At 40.4% G+C, this 15,378-nt stretch carries 15 protein-coding genes; 6 read left to right on the top strand and 9 right to left on the bottom strand.

The genetic code is table 11. The features are described 5' to 3' along the window. The first annotated feature begins 27 nt into the window (after positions 1-27). The 5 genes from J2Z32_RS19345 to J2Z32_RS19325 all read left to right on the top strand — a co-directional run bounded on the left by J2Z32_RS19345 (position 28) and on the right by J2Z32_RS19325 (position 5,474). The gene (locus tag J2Z32_RS19345; protein ID WP_210090841.1) at positions 28-960 is read left to right on the top strand and encodes a LysR family transcriptional regulator; all 933 of its coding nucleotides are present in this window, start codon (positions 28-30) and stop codon (positions 958-960) included. A gap of 395 nt (positions 961-1,355) precedes the next feature. Then, positions 1,356-2,459, top strand: a complete 1,104-nt coding sequence (proB, locus tag J2Z32_RS19340) for a glutamate 5-kinase (protein ID WP_210090840.1) — start codon at positions 1,356-1,358, stop codon at positions 2,457-2,459. Positions 2,460-2,509: 50 nt separating this feature from the next. Then, on the top strand, positions 2,510-3,757 hold the full coding sequence (locus tag J2Z32_RS19335) for a glutamate-5-semialdehyde dehydrogenase (RefSeq protein WP_210090839.1): 1,248 nt from the start codon (positions 2,510-2,512) through the stop codon (positions 3,755-3,757). 92 nt (positions 3,758-3,849) lie between these two features. Next, complete coding sequence (proC, locus tag J2Z32_RS19330; RefSeq protein ID WP_210090904.1) at positions 3,850-4,695, top strand: pyrroline-5-carboxylate reductase; 846 nt, start codon at positions 3,850-3,852, stop codon at positions 4,693-4,695. A 95-nt stretch (positions 4,696-4,790) separates the two neighbouring features. After that, positions 4,791-5,474 carry a class II aldolase/adducin family protein gene (locus tag J2Z32_RS19325; RefSeq protein WP_210090838.1) on the top strand — a complete coding sequence of 228 codons (684 nt, stop codon included), beginning with the start codon at positions 4,791-4,793 and terminating at the stop codon, positions 5,472-5,474. A gap of 16 nt (positions 5,475-5,490) precedes the next feature. Here J2Z32_RS19325 and J2Z32_RS19320 read toward each other — a convergent pair whose 3' ends face one another. The 3 genes from J2Z32_RS19320 to J2Z32_RS19310 form a co-directional block, all read right to left on the bottom strand. Beyond that, positions 5,491-6,357 carry an ATP-grasp domain-containing protein gene (locus tag J2Z32_RS19320; RefSeq protein ID WP_342453982.1) on the bottom strand — a complete coding sequence of 289 codons (867 nt, stop codon included), beginning with the start codon at positions 6,355-6,357 and terminating at the stop codon, positions 5,491-5,493. 133 nt (positions 6,358-6,490) lie between these two features. Beyond that, positions 6,491-6,730, bottom strand: coding sequence for a hypothetical protein (locus tag J2Z32_RS19315; protein WP_210090837.1), 240 nt, complete (start codon positions 6,728-6,730; stop codon positions 6,491-6,493). Positions 6,731-6,981: 251 nt separating this feature from the next. Continuing rightward, entirely contained in the window at positions 6,982-7,374 is a 393-nt protein-coding gene (locus J2Z32_RS19310) for a BlaI/MecI/CopY family transcriptional regulator (RefSeq protein ID WP_210090836.1), read from the bottom strand. A gap of 196 nt (positions 7,375-7,570) precedes the next feature. On the opposite strand from J2Z32_RS19310, the gene J2Z32_RS19305 reads away from it, so the two are divergent. After that, positions 7,571-8,353 (top strand): class I SAM-dependent methyltransferase, encoded by a 783-nt coding sequence (locus J2Z32_RS19305; protein WP_210090835.1) that lies wholly within the window; start codon positions 7,571-7,573, stop codon positions 8,351-8,353. A gap of 357 nt (positions 8,354-8,710) precedes the next feature. On the opposite strand, the gene J2Z32_RS19300 is transcribed toward J2Z32_RS19305, so the two are convergent. The 6 genes from J2Z32_RS19300 to J2Z32_RS19275 all read right to left on the bottom strand — a co-directional run bounded on the left by J2Z32_RS19300 (position 8,711) and on the right by J2Z32_RS19275 (position 15,051). Continuing rightward, positions 8,711-9,427 (bottom strand): DnaD domain-containing protein, encoded by a 717-nt coding sequence (locus J2Z32_RS19300; RefSeq protein WP_210090834.1) that lies wholly within the window; start codon positions 9,425-9,427, stop codon positions 8,711-8,713. A gap of 50 nt (positions 9,428-9,477) precedes the next feature. Beyond that, on the bottom strand, positions 9,478-10,773 hold the full coding sequence (gene asnS / locus J2Z32_RS19295) for an asparagine--tRNA ligase (protein WP_210090833.1): 1,296 nt from the start codon (positions 10,771-10,773) through the stop codon (positions 9,478-9,480). A gap of 34 nt (positions 10,774-10,807) precedes the next feature. Continuing rightward, the gene (locus J2Z32_RS19290) at positions 10,808-12,016 is read right to left on the bottom strand and encodes an acetate kinase (protein ID WP_210090832.1); all 1,209 of its coding nucleotides are present in this window, start codon (positions 12,014-12,016) and stop codon (positions 10,808-10,810) included. Further along, entirely contained in the window at positions 12,013-12,885 is an 873-nt protein-coding gene (locus J2Z32_RS19285; RefSeq protein ID WP_210090831.1) for a 3-hydroxyacyl-CoA dehydrogenase family protein, read from the bottom strand. The genes J2Z32_RS19290 and J2Z32_RS19285 overlap by 4 nt, the downstream gene beginning before the upstream one ends. A gap of 134 nt (positions 12,886-13,019) precedes the next feature. Then, positions 13,020-14,525 carry an AAA family ATPase gene (locus tag J2Z32_RS19280; RefSeq protein WP_210090830.1) on the bottom strand — a complete coding sequence of 502 codons (1,506 nt, stop codon included), beginning with the start codon at positions 14,523-14,525 and terminating at the stop codon, positions 13,020-13,022. Then, positions 14,518-15,051 carry a hypothetical protein gene (locus J2Z32_RS19275; protein ID WP_210090829.1) on the bottom strand — a complete coding sequence of 178 codons (534 nt, stop codon included), beginning with the start codon at positions 15,049-15,051 and terminating at the stop codon, positions 14,518-14,520. The genes J2Z32_RS19280 and J2Z32_RS19275 overlap by 8 nt, the downstream gene beginning before the upstream one ends. Positions 15,052-15,378 lie beyond the last annotated feature (327 nt).

The following is a 15,378-nucleotide window of genomic DNA, read 5'->3' as shown; positions in this document are numbered from 1 at the left end:
AAACATAAATCAGGAGTGAGCAACACAATGGAATTTCGACAGCTTCAATACACATTACAAATTGCAGAAACCAAAAACTTTTCAAGAGCAGCGGAAAAACTACATATCGCCCAGCCTTCTCTTAGTCAGCAGTTATCCAAACTAGAGCAGGAGCTAGGAGTTAAGCTTTTTCACCGCAATACAAGCTCTGTTGAGCTAACCCATGCAGGCGAAAGCTTTATCACTCATGCTAGAGGGATCATGGATGCTGTGGAGCAATTAAGACAAGAGATGGACGATATATCACAGCTACGTGCTGGTCGTGTACATATCGGTAGTATGCCGATCACAGGCTCCCATTTATTACCGTATGTGTTGCCTGCTTTTAAGGCCGCTTATCCACACATTGACGTTACTTTGCTTGAGGACAGCTCCTTACATTTAGAAAAGCTAACGGCTGGAGGGGGAACCGATTTAAGCTTGTTATCCCTGCCACTACAAGAACCAACATTAACCTATGAAATTATAGGAGAGGAAAAAATTGATCTTGCGGTTCCACCTGAGCATCCTTTAGCCCAATCTGGTCAGCTTCATAAGTCAGTTAAGCTTGCTCAGCTAGCAGATGAACCTTTCATTTTGTTGAAAAAGGGGCAAGGTTTCCGTAGACTAGCGCTTGAATTGTGCAAGGAGGCGGGTTTTGAACCTAATGTCGTGTTTGAAAGCAACAATATGGAGACTGTACAATCACTAGTTGCAGCAGGCATGGGGGTATCCCTTGTACCACGGTTAATTGCACGTGCCAAAAGTAGTGAATTAACTCCGGTTTTTCTTCCATTAGATCCATCACCAAGCCGAACCCTGATTATTGCCTATCGTAAAGGACGCTATTTATCCAAGGCCGCTGAAGCTTTTATTGCTACGTTCCAAGCCGTTATGCCAAGTCATATGATTGAAATGCAGAAGGATACGGATCACGCCTAATTGAGTCAGGTATTTAAGTTTCGTTTAGAATTGTTTTGCAATGATTACATCCCCGTGGTATTCTATCAATAATTAATATTCATTAGCGCAATAAAGCAATAAAATGAATAAACACGAAACGTGTTGAAGGGACCAGTAAGAGTAAAACACAGCATTGCAGTTAGAGAGTAAATTCCACAGGCTGAAAGAATTTACAACAATGCGAATTCTCTGAATCCTACCCCTGAACGGCCGAATATACTTCGGACAGTGCCTCTGTTACAGGCTTAGAGTTGGATGAACAGATAAATCTTTCATCAACAAAGGTGGTACCGCGGAAATTAAACTTTCGTCCTTTGCATAAGCAAATGGATGAAGGTTTTTTTGTTATAAGTTGTTACTAAGGGAGTGAACCTATGTTACACCGGATTGTCATTAAAATCGGGAGCAGCTCGCTAACTACCCCTGAAGGGGGGATTAACGAGCAAGCGATTACTTATTTTGCAGCAGAGCTAGCAACTATTCACGCAGCAGGATATCAGCCTGTACTTGTTACTTCTGGTGCGGTTGCCGCAGGTTTTAGGGAAATGGGCTTTCTTGAACGCCCTCATTTATTACATGAAAAGCAAGCCGCCGCAGCCGTGGGTCAAGCCTTATTAATGCAAAAGTATAGAGAAGCGTTACACCAGCATGGTATCGTCACTGCACAAATTTTGCTAACTCGTTCAGATTTTCAAAATCGTAAGCATACCGGCAATGCGAGTATGGCAATTGAGGAGCTTTTAAAACATGCTGTTCTACCAATCATTAATGAAAATGATACGGTTTCCTTAAATGAACTGAAATTTGGCGATAATGATACGTTATCTGCGCTTGTTGCGAATTTACTTAGAGCCGAGCAATTAATCATTTTGACAGACATGGATGGTTTATACACAAAGGACCCTCGTATCGACCCTGCTGCGACTAGAATTAGCACTGTAGAGGATATTAATGAACATATTTACAGCATTGCAGGTGGGGCTGGAAGTGCCGTCGGTACAGGAGGCATGCGCTCCAAAATTGATGCCGCTAAAATTGCTACCCGTAGTGGTGTCCCTGTCTTTGTCGGAAAAATGAAGCAAGCAAATGAGCTACTCCACATTATTCAAGGCAAAGGAAAAGGCACCTACTTCTCTACACAAGCAAATGCCTTACCTCGCAAAAAACAATGGTTAGGCTTTTTATCCACCCCAATTGGTACCCTAGAGGTCGATCAAGGTGCAGAAGAAGCCCTGCTCCAAGGTGGACGGAGCTTGTTACCTGTTGGTGTATGCGGAGTTAAGGGGCATTTTCACGCAGGGGACGTGGTTGAGGTTGTAAATGCAAAACAAGAGCTGTTAGGTAGAGGTGTTGTTAACTATGATACAGCACAGCTTAGTGGGATTTTAGGATTATCGAGTGGTGACGTTATTAAAAAAATCGACGGCATACACCGTCTTGAAGTGATTCATCGTGATGAATGGATCTCATTAAAATAAATTTCGTTACACTTTAGGAGTATATTGAATTTTAAAAGGAGGATTTATCCATGAGTGAAGTCCAGTTAAAAGCAGAGTTAGCAGCAAAAGCTGCACATCGATTAAGTCAAAATACGACAGAGCAAAAAAATAAAGCCTTATTACTTGCCGCAGATGCTTTAGTGGAACAAGCCCCTTCGATTATTGCTGCAAATGAAGAGGATTTAAAGCATGGAAAGGAAAACGGAACCTCCCCTTCCTTGTTAGATCGCTTAGCTTTAAATGAGGAGCGCATTGCTGGCATTGCAGATGGTCTAAGACAAATCGTTAGCTTGCCTGATCCTGTTGGAGAAACCCTTGCCACGATTGATCGACCAAATGGACTGCATATTGTGCAACGTCGTGTGCCTATCGGTGTCATCGGTATTATTTATGAGGCTCGTCCAAATGTGACTGTTGATGCCGCTGGCTTGTGCTTAAAAACAGGAAATGCCGTAGTTTTACGTGGGGGTTCAGCCGCCATTTCCTCCAATCGTCAAATTGTAGCCGTCATTCATGAAGCACTTGCACAAAGCGATATCCCTGCGGACGCCCTTCAGCTTATTGAGGATTCAAATCGCTCCTCCGTGGACGATATGCTACAGTTAAACGGTCTACTTGACGTCATCATCCCTCGTGGGGGTAGTTCTTTAATTCAGCATGTCGTGAAAAACGCGACTGTTCCTGTCATTGAAACCGGCGCAGGCATTTGTCACACCTATATCGATAAAAATGCAGATCCTGCTATGGCAACATCCATTAGCTTGAATGCCAAGGCTCAACGTCCTTCTGTCTGCAACGCAATGGAAACCTTACTGCTCCATGAAGACTATGCACATGAACATTTAAATGAATTAGCATTTGCTTTTAAGGAGGCTAGTGTAGAGCTTCGTGGGTGTGAAAAGACATTAAAGCTTGTACCTTGGGCGAAGACAGCAACTGCTGAGGATTACGCAACCGAATATAACGACTACATTTTAAACGTAAAGATTGTCACCAACATGGATGAGGCATTACAGCACATTGCAACCTACGGTACAAAGCATTCTGAATGTATTGTAACAAATGACAATGAATTGGCGTCTCGTTTCCAACGTGAAATTGATGCGGCGGCAGTTTATCATAATGCTTCTACTCGCTTTACAGATGGCTTTGAATTTGGATTTGGTGCAGAAATCGGAATCAGCACGCAAAAGCTTCATGCTAGAGGACCAATGGGGTTACCAGCACTAACCTCAAGCAAATATTTCATTCAAGGCAACGGACAGATTAGGAGTTAACAAACTAAGGAAAGGAGTTATGCTTCATGACGATAAGGGATAACGAGAACCTAGGGAATCAAAAAAATGTAGGTAATAATGTAAACGTGGCAATGAATACGTCACCCACGATTTGCTTTTATGGTGCAGGCTCGATGGCTGAAGCAATTGTTCGTGGTCTCATTCATAATCAAGTGGTTGACGCAGGGCAAATTTCAATGCTCAATCGTAGTAATGAGACTAGATTAAATGAACTCCAGCAAAAATATGGTGTACAGGTTGGATATGAAGAGCAGACCAAGCATAAGCTGTTAAAAGAAGCAAATATCGTTGTGCTTGCGATGAAACCAAAGGATGCGGGTAACGCTATTAAAGCAGTTGCCCCTCTCCTTCATGCTGGACAAACCATCGTTTCACTCATTGCTGGTTTATCGATCGCGACGATTCAAGCATTACTAGGACAATCACTTCCGATTGCACGTACGATGCCAAATACATCAAGCTCAATTGGCCTTGGTGTAACTGGCTTATCTTTTTCCGATGAAGTTAATGAACAAGCAACTGAGCAGATATTAGCAATTTTTGAAGCTGTAGGTATGGTAGCTGTGATCCCGGAGGAAAAGCTAGACATCTTAACAGGGATATCCGGCAGTGGCCCTGCTTATATTTATTACATGATGGAAGCGATGATTGCAGCGGGGGTCGAAGGTGGTTTGTCTCCAGATCAAGCGAGGCAACTGACCGTTCAGACGGTTAAAGGCGCTGCTGAGATGATGCTGCATACAGGCGAAGAGCCTGCCAAGCTACGGAAGGATATTACTTCGCCAAACGGCTCAACTCAAGCTGCACTTGCAGTATTAGATCAAGGTGATTTTACAAATACCGTTAAGGCGGCTGTTCATCGTTGTGCAGCACGTTCGCACGAAATGGGCGAAGCTGTCAAGACATCGTTGCTGTAGTGTAGCTATAGCTATAACTAGTAAAATAGGTAATTTAAATAAGTTTGCTGAAGTTAACTTAATGTGTACACAGAAAAGGAAAGGAGAAGATGGAAATGGATTTTAGTCTCATTTCAACGGCAGAAAAGATAACCGTGTTAAACACGTTGCAGAGCACCTACCATGCCCTGCAACAAAAACATTGTTTTCCTGCAGGCTGTGGCAGCATTTCCATGAGAGTTGGCCCTTATGACCCTTTAAGCTACTATTTTGCAATTAATATGAATCCAAAAGAACACTCTCAGCCCGTTGTTGGCTCCATATCCTCTGCCTCCTATCCTTTTCAACCAAACTTTATTTTTATAAATGAAAAAGGCTTACCTTGTGAAGCAACCAAGGTTACTTCAGACAAGGAAGCCTCTATTCATGCAAAAATATATCGGTTAACGGGCTGTAATGCGATTTTGCATATCCATAAGCCACTACATTACGAGATTAGCGACCACTTTCATACGCAATCTTATGTTAGCTTGGATCATAACGAAGTGACGAGATGTGCCGATTTAGATTCAAGTCTAGATAACACACTTAATATTCCAATTTTCCCAGCTCTCTCTCAGCAAGAAATAGCAAATTGTATTACTCCGACTCAAATAGTAGCGAACACGCTTCAGCCAGACATTCCCATTTTATTAGGACATCAGCAAGGCGTATACGTGTGGGGAGACTCATTACCCCAAGCGATACAAAGATTGGAGGCCTTTGATTTTGCTTGTGAGCTAAAGAGACTTAGCATGTAGTCAAAATACTTACCCACTAAAAACGATTTAATCTTACCCTTAAAAAGTTATAAATTTCATCTGCTATATTGACATTGCAGCAGGATTCTAAGCCTTCAAATCCAGGAGAAGAGTTGGCTTCACAAATTTTGTAATGCTCCCCATCAAACAATAAATCAATACCTGCAATATCTAAATTCAGCAGACGTGACGTTTCAAGCGCCAACCACTCCACCTCAGGATTCATCTCAAACGGCTCTACAAAACCGCCTCTTGAATAATTGGCTTTAAAGCTATCATTCCCTGAAGTGCGTTTCATCGCTGCAACCGCTCGGCCACCAATCGTTATTACACGCAAATCCATGCCACGACTAGATTCCACAAACTCCTGAATAATCATTGTTGCATTTTCTTTGTAGGCGTTAATCATTTCTACTAGATCAATAAATTTGGATTTCGTCTCAGCTAAAAATACACCACTACCTTGCGATCCAGAAATGGTTTTCACCACGGCCGGAAACCCAAGATGCTTTTCAACTAATTCAACATCCACCTTAGAACGAATTAAAATTGTTTTAGGAACAGGCAGGTTATGCTCGGCTAAAATTTGAAGCGTATACAGTTTGTCCTTTACAGTATCGATGCTTTGTGAGGAATTAAACGTTCTGACCCCTAATCGTTCAAGATGACGAATCAATGCTAAGCCAAAGTAATTCGTACCTGCACCCATACGGGGTAATACAAAATCAGGTAATGGGAGAACTTCACCATCTACAAGCACACTTTTACGATCATCCCGGGTGACAATTAATTCAAATTGCTCTGGTGCAAGCACCCTTATTTCAATGTCCTGCTCCTGAGCTACTTCAACAAAGCGATCAATTTCAAACGTTTCCGCCTTCACTTCATTATTTGAAGGTCTATAAATGATCCAGCCGATCAGAGAAACTCCCCCTAATTTGAATTGGTGCTACAAGCTCAGTATATCAGCCCAATATAAAATATAGCTACTTTATTTGTTAAATAAAATGACTAATTTATGCTGTGGAGCTTTTCTCCATTGCTATTTCATTAGCCGCATGAATTGCTGCTTGCCTTACTTTTGCCCTTTTCTTAACAGGATCAGCAGTAAAAAATTCAGAAATCTGTGCAATATTTAATAAAGCAGTACATGCCGCCGCCTCAGCTCGTCTTTGTTCATGAAGGAGACATAGACATACCTGATAGCAATATACTTGATACTCCTTTAAAATTGTAACCCTATCCTCTAATTTCATCTGACACCATCCTCTTGCTCTTACTTACCTTAGCACTAATGGACGTTCCGTAATTAATGCTGAGACGACCTCATTCATTTGTGCTACTAAGTACTCCATCAATTTTATAACTGTCTGAACGATACAATTCTTGCCCTGCTAGCTTCATCAGGCGTATATGTAAAGCCCTAACCATAATATAAGACGTATTGGAGGTGCAAATCGTTTACGAAAAATAAATAAAAATATAAAAATAAGTCTTGTTCAGTATTTTAATTTGTTTGATCCATCTTTTTCTGCTTTTCCTGTAATATTTTTTGCAGCTTCTCAATTTCATTTTGAGATAAGTCTACTTCCTCAATAAAATTTGCTACCAACCTGTTAGACTTGCCTCCAAACACACGTTTAATAAAAGATTGGCTCTCTGCCCACACACATTCTTTCTCAGATAGTAGTGGGTAATAATTATAGCTTCGACCTGTTTTCTCAAAGCCAATAACCTTTTTTTTCAATAATCGATTAATAAATGTTCGAATGGTTTGATCACTCCAGCCATATTCCTTGGGAAGCAAGCCCATAATTTGCTCTGCTGTAATTGGGTTCTCCCTCCAAATGATCTTCATAATTTCCCATTCTGATTCAGAAATTTTAGGCATCATATCCATACTGTAACCTCCATCATTTACTAACAAGTTTCACCTTTTACAAGTGTAATAGTTTTATTTTAGCATTAATATTACAAATGTAAATTCAAAAAGTCAAGCTTCATCCAATTTTTGTATACTTGATTCTTCACCTGCATTATAATGAGCATAGCTTAACAACATTGGAAAATTGATGCTAGATAAAGGGGAAATGAACATGGATGAGCGGCTTATTTTCAATGAAGTTGCCGATAAATATGAAAAGTATCGTCCACAATACGTACCTGCCTTATTCAAAACCTTGATTGAATATTCCAATATTAATGGAAAATCTCATGCCCTTGAAATTGGCATTGGCACAGGACAAGCAACACGACCTATTTTGGATACAGGCTGTCAGATTACTGCAATTGAGCTTGGGGACAAACTTGCGGATTATTCAAGAAATAAATTTAGTCAATATGCGAATTTAGACATTAAAAATATCCCCTTCGAGGAATACGAAGGAGATCAGGACAGTTTTGATCTCATTTATTCTGCAACTGCATTTCACTGGATTCCTGTAGAGCTTGGATTTCCAAAGCTGTTTAACCTGCTCAAGCCTGGTGGTGCCATCGCTTTGTTTTGGAACCGTCCTTTTGTAGGTAAAGAGGATGATCCACTACATCAAGCGATTGGGGAAATCTATACAGCTTTACGCCCAGATTCTAGTCGAAAGGTACTTCAGCATGAAACAAAGCGCTATGAGAGAACGATTAGTAACATTTTAAACTACGGCTTCACTGATTTAGAATTTCGTTTGCTTCATCATGAGCGCCAATTTAATGCAGAGGAATACGTTGCTTTGCTTCAAACTTATTCAGACCACGCAATGCTTTCAAAGGACCTTAAGGGTAAATTTGAAGATAGGATAAAAGAAGTCATCCTAGCACATGGGAACGAGTTACAAGTATATGATACGATTGAATTTTATTTGGCTAGAAAACCAGAATTTATTTGACTATCCACAGTGTAATACAACTGTAAGAACAAAAATAAAGGGCATTTGTCTACGACAATCATGCTCTTTACTTTCATCTCAAGTATCTTTGCTCCAATTTTAATAGAATATATCTATAGCCAAGAAAAATAAGTTTAATAGTAGTTTAGATGAATAAAATTCTAAACACCCCTTGAGTTTTTAAATAAAGGTAGTTTCAGTTCATTACATTACTAATGGATACTTAACATAAGTATACTACCCTTTAACGTTTTAAATAGCGAAACTTTATCTTGCTAATATGTACCTCTAAAAAGAAAAGTAACAAACAAAAAGCGTGAGAACTCAATCGTTCTCACGCTGTTTTTGTAATAAGCCTTATGCTCTACCCGCTCGGAAACGCTGGGTATACGCCTTGGCATCCTCAGCAGTTTTAACTCTATTACGACTCCACTCTAATAAAATCCGATCGATGTAACGAAAATGAACTTTACCAGCAAAGACGGCCTCTTTAAGAGATAACAAAATTAACTCTTCAGGATAAGCATCTTGATCCAACCATCCCGAAATCGTTTCACATTCCATTGGTGTGAGTGGTCTAGCAAATTCCTTCTCAAAAATAGCAAACAAGTTACGTGAAGCTTCTAATTCCTCGTCGATATCATCCTGTAAGTCCTCAGACGTACCAGATTTAAGGTTTTTAGAGCTCTGATGAGCAGCCTCACGTTCTTCTGCCATATGTTGTCCTATTTTTTGATATATTCCGGTTAAATTATAACGTTCAGAATGAATTCCCGTTGTTGGATCTTCCATTTCCTCGATCGTAATCCAACCGCTCTGCATAAGATGTCGCAAAGACAAGGACAATTCGTCTGACGTCATCCCTGTGACCTGTTCTAATTGTAGGATGGAAGGAAATTCATCACGCTGATTTTGTTTAAAAGCAACCAATTCCAGTAGTAAGACAAGCTCAGACATTTGTAAACCAAGCTTACGATAATGCATAAGCAACACAGCTGGAACTTGGACAGCCTCCATTTCAAGACCATAGGAAATGCCTTTAGCCCATACTTTCCACGCCTCATTCATAGCCATATCCTTTACCCTCCTTCACATTAACCGAAGGCAGAGCTACAAACCAACGGTTATGGATACAAACGGTACAACATACGAGGGAACGCAATCGTTTCACGCACATGGTCAAGTCCACATATCCACGCCACTGTCCGCTCTAAGCCAAGTCCAAAACCGGAATGTGGAACAGAACCATACTTACGAATATCCATATACCATTGATATGTCTCCATAGACAAGTTATGCTCCTTGAAGCGTTCTTCCATTAATGCTGGATCGTCGATCCGTTGAGATCCACCAATAATTTCTCCGTACCCTTCTGGCGCAATCATATCCGCACACAATACAACTTCAGGACGTTCAGGATCTGGTTTCATATAAAACGATTTAATTCCTGCAGGATAATGAGTAATGAATACAGGCTTTTCATACCGTTCAGCAATCGCGGTTTCATGTGGAGCACCAAAATCTTCGCCCCAAGGAATATCAAAGCCTTGTGTATGCAAATATTCAATCGCCTCATCGTAAGTAATACGAGGGAACGGTGCTTGAATATTTTCGAGCTTACTAATATCCCGACCTACTGCTTCAAGCTCAGGCTTACAATGTGTAAGAACAGATTGTACAACATGGCTCATGAACTGTTCTTGTACCTCTAGACTTTCTTCGTGCTCTACAAACGCCATTTCGGGTTCGATCATCCAGAACTCGATAAGATGTCTACGGGTTTTGGATTTTTCTGCACGGAACGTTGGGCCAAAGGAATACACCTTGCCAAGCGCCATTGCAGCAGCTTCCAAATATAATTGACCACTTTGCGTCAAATACGCATCCTCATCAAAATATTTGGTCTGGAACAAGTTTGTTGTGCCTTCAGCAGTAGTTGGCGTTAAAATTGGTGGATCTACCAAAGTAAAACCATTTTTATCAAAAAACTCTTGCACAGCAGAGATAATTTGAGCGCGAATAACCATTATAGCACGTTGCTTTGCAGAACGAAGCCATAAATGACGATGATCCATCAGGAAGTCCACACCATGCTCTTTTGGCGTAATCGGATAATTTTCAGTTAAATGAAGCACCTTCACTTCGGTTACAGTCATTTCGTAGCCTGAGGCACTACGTGGCTCCTCACGAATAACGCCTGTGACATACATGGAGGATTCCTGTGTCAAGCTTTTTGCAGCATCCCAAGTTTCCTCAGACACTTCACTTTTTACGACAACAGCTTGAATATACCCTGTTCCATCTCTAAGCTGTAAGAACTGGATTTTACCACTGGAACGTTTATTATTTAACCAACTACCGATCACGACGGTTTCCCCGACGTGCTCATTAACCTGACGGATCACAGTTTTGATCGCCATGCTTTAACCTCTCCTCTAACGATACAATATTTTATTATTTCTTATTTTCTTGTGCAATACGAAGTGTATCACGTGCAATGACAAGCTCTTCATTTGTTGGGATTACCAATACTTCTACTTTAGAATTTGGTGTAGAAATACGACGTGGATCACCGGAACGAATTGAGTTCAATTCAGGATCAATCTCAACGCCAAGGTAAGTTAAGTTTTTACATACCTGTTCACGAACGAAGGAAGAGTTTTCACCAACACCCGCTGTAAATACGATAACATCCACACCGTCCATAGCAGCAGCATAAGCACCAATATATTTACGAAGACGATATTCATACATTTCAAATGCTAACGTTTCGTTTGGTTGTCCTTCATGTACACCATTCTCAATATCACGCATGTCACTACTATTACCAGAAATCGCAAGCAAACCACTATGCTTATTAAGCATGGAGTTCACTTCACTGAAGCTTAATTCTTCTTTGTTCATGACAAAAGTAACGATTGCGGGGTCAATATCACCACTACGTGTACCCATCATCAAACCTTCTAATGGAGTTAGACCCATAGAAGTATCCACAGACTTACCACCTTGTACAGCAGTAAGGCTAGCACCGTTACCAATGTGACAAGTAATAATCTTTAACTCTTCAAGTGGTTTGTTTAAATATTCAGCAGCAATATGGCTTACATAAAAATGGGAAGTACCATGAGCACCGTAACGACGAACATGATGTTTTTTGTACAATACTTTAGGTATTGGATACAAATACGCTTTTTCTCCCATCGATTGGTGGAAAGCCGTATCAAATGCAGCCACATGGGGCACGTTTGGCATATTTTTCTCAGCAGCAGTAATCCCCATAATGGCTGGCGGATTATGTAACGGAGCCAAATCAAACAATCTGCGAATTTCAGATTTAACTTCACCTGTAATGAGTGTAGAGTCTGTGAAGGATTCACCACCATGAACAACGCGGTGTCCCACAGCATCAATTTCACTAACAGACTTAAGCACACCATGCTCTTCATGTGTAAGCATATCAATAACTTTACGAATCGCTGTGTTATGCTCTAAAATTTCGCTAACTTCTGTTACTTCTTCTTTCCCTGTAGGCTTATGGGTCAAAATCGAGGAGTCCATACCAATACGCTCTACAAGTCCTTTAGCAAGTACAGATTCGTTTGTCATATCATATAGTTGGTATTTAAGGGACGAACTTCCGGCATTAATAACTAAAATTTTCACACTCGCTCACCATCCTTGTTGTATTTAAAGAAGCCTTCACCTGTTTTTACACCTAGATGTCCGGCACGTACCATTTTCTTCAATACATAGGATGGACGATATTTAAGCTCGCCAAACTCACGGAACATGCGCTCTAAAGCAGCGAGTACAGAATCTAGTCCAAAACGATCCGCCATTTCAAGAGGTCCATATTGGAACTGATAACCGATACGCATAGAATCATCGATATCTTCTTCTGTTGCAACACCTTCACCTAGTACATGTAATGCTTCATTGATCATCACACACATTATACGAGAAGTAACAAATCCTGGAGATTCGTGCACCATTACCCCACGCTTGTCCACAATTTCTTCTACAAATGCTTTTGTAGCTTCAAAGGTCTCGTCAGACGTTTTAAGACCACGAATAATTTCAACGAGGTTGATTTTAGCCACTGGGTAAATGAAATGCATACCGATTACACGCTCAGGATATTTCGTAGAGCCTGCAATTTCAGTTAAGCTTAATGTGGAAGTATTGCTTGCAAGTAAAATGTTACTTGGGCATACTTGATCAAGCTGATGGAATACTTCTTGTTTTGCTTGCAAATTCTCAGAGATGGTTTCGATGACCATATCACAAGTTCCAAGCTCTGCAAAATGGATTACTTTATGAATTTTTGACATAATCAGTTTTTTTTCAGACTTGGTAATCGCCCATTTTTCGAGCTGCTTATCAAGACTAGTTTCGATCATATTGTATGCATGATCTAATTTTTCTGGAGTTTCTTCCACTAGTAGTACATCTAAACCTTTAGCCGCCAACATCTCACTGATGCCTTGGCCCATTGTTCCGCCGCCAATAACACCTATCTTTTTGAAGTTCATTGTTTTAATGTCTCCATCCTTTCGTTTGCTACACATTTAATATTGTACTGATTATGTCGAAAGATACATAGTACCCAACATATAATAATATCTTAGCACGAAGAAAAAGTAAAAAAAATTACCGGCACAAATTTTTATGCCGGTAAATTGATACTGTCACTAAATTGACATCGGAATTGCTCTCCAGATAATCTTTCCTCTCTCATTAACACCTCTAATGACGTTTCAAAGACGATCGCATGCTCCAACATTTTTCTTTTTGTCCTATCAGCAAGCTGATCCAGAATAAGATTACTCTCCTTTAATAACACGTCTTGAGGTAACATTTCCATATTAACAATACCTAGCGAGGTCATGCCAGAAGTAATCATCGTATTTACAAGCTTTAATGCCTGTTCAAAGTCGTTGCTTGAGCCTGTACTACGCCCACCATAATATATTTCTTCCGCTGCCGCCCCAGCTAAAGCGACGATAATTTGTCCCTCTAAATATTCCTTTGTATATAAATATTTATCATCCTGAGGATTATGACGTACATAACCAAGTGCACGTCCTCTAGGGCTGAGTACAACTTGATTCACACTGCCTGGTGCAACAATTTCCGCCGCTACTGCATGTCCAAGCTCATGAACAGCAACCCGACGTTTTTCCTCCTCTGTCGACTTTCGATCACTTTGCTCTCCCATCATCACCTTATCAATCGCCATAGATAGATGACGTTGCTCAATATAAGCATTATTTTCACGCATCGCATAAATTGCCGATTCATTCATGACACTTTCTAGCTGCGCTCCAGAAAAACCATAACATTCCTCTGCCGCTTTCGCTAAGCTTGTTTCTTCATGTAAAGGCTTGTTAAGTGCATGTAGCTTCAAAATGTGCTCGCGTCCACGCTTATCAGGCAAATCAACCTGAATGTGACGGTCAAAACGTCCTGGTCTGAGCAAAGCACTATCTAGCATTTCCTTCCGGTTGGTTGCAGCAATCAGCAAGATACGCGGTGTAGCGACGGAATAGATGCCATCCATTTCAGTGAGCAATTGATTTAACGTTTGATCATATTCACGTTGTCCGCCACCTTCACGCTTGCCACCAATAACATCAATCTCATCAATAAAAATGATTGCACTATCCTTTTTCTCTTGGATTGCTTGCTTTCGTGCATCCTTAAACAAATCACGAATACGACCTGCACCAACCCCCACGTACATTTCAACAAACTCACTTCCTGATGCTGCTACAAAAATAGAATTCGTATAGTTTGCCGCAGCCTTTGCCAAAAGCGTTTTCCCTGTTCCTGGAGGTCCTGTGAGCAAAATCCCTTTAATTGGTCTAATGCCAAACTTCTCAATCTCATCACGTCTCACCAAAAAGTCGAGCGCTTCTCTTAATTCATTTTTCGCACTTTCTTGTCCACCAATTTCATCAAAGGTAAGCTTAGATGTTGGCTTATTATTTTTATTCCGGCCTTGGGACGCCCCAATCGCCACGCCACCACCACGCAATTTATTCACTACATACATCGCTAGAACAAAAACGAGAGCTGCAACGAGTGGAATAATGTTAACACCAATAAAGGCTAGGAAAACAAGGAGCACTGGTGTAAAGCCAACCAAAATTTCTGGGATCCACTTACGCATTGCTCCACACTCCTATCTTTTGTGGGATACGAGGTAATATGACAAATTTGCTATGCTGTCCCTCAATAAGACTAATATATATATTCGTATCATCGATTTGTGCATCGGCTTTTACATTCTGATTGCCTTTCTCTAGCTGCTTCATCGCAGCCGTAATTTCAGTATATTGTTTATTTTCCATTGCTTGCGCAACGGTAAATAACGTCTTTTCCCATAATTGATCTAAACTTTTAGAGGAATGGTTTTTAATATCTATATTCAATTTACGATTCCCAATAATATCTTTGCCTTGTTGTTCAATTTGCTTCACAATATCAGCTAAATTTGCCCCTGACTGTAGGTCAAGCTGTACATTAACATCGGAACGATCCACAGTAAATGTGGCGTCCTTTACACCTTCATGTTGCGTAATTATTTTGTTAAAGGGTTGATTAACAGCGTATATACGATACGCATACCAACCGCCAAATAAAATACAAACGGAGAGAACAATAGTTGCTAAGATCGGAATGATACGTAATTTCATAGTAAGTTTGCCCTCCTTGTGTATATCTTTTTCATACAAAAAAGTATAGCACAAAGTATATACGGGGCGATCAAAAAGTGTGAACTTATTTCAAATTTTAAGCATGTAATTATAACCAATCACTTTGAGCATGGCACCGTTCTAACACAAAAAAACGAGTCACAATATATGTGAACCCGTCTCAGCTTATGCCTCAATCTTGAAATTAGTGCTTGACCGCTTAACCTAAACTCTAGCGAAGAGACAGAGAGATTCTGAAGATTGTCTCCCTCCTTATATTTCATTTTTCTTACGCTAGCTCGCTCATTCGCAGAATATCATTTGTTA

It is taken from the genome of Paenibacillus turicensis (assembly GCF_017873435.1).
In the GTDB taxonomy this organism is placed as follows: domain Bacteria; phylum Bacillota; class Bacilli; order Paenibacillales; family Paenibacillaceae; genus Fontibacillus; species Fontibacillus turicensis.
This window is presented reverse-complemented; position numbering and strand designations above follow the sequence as displayed.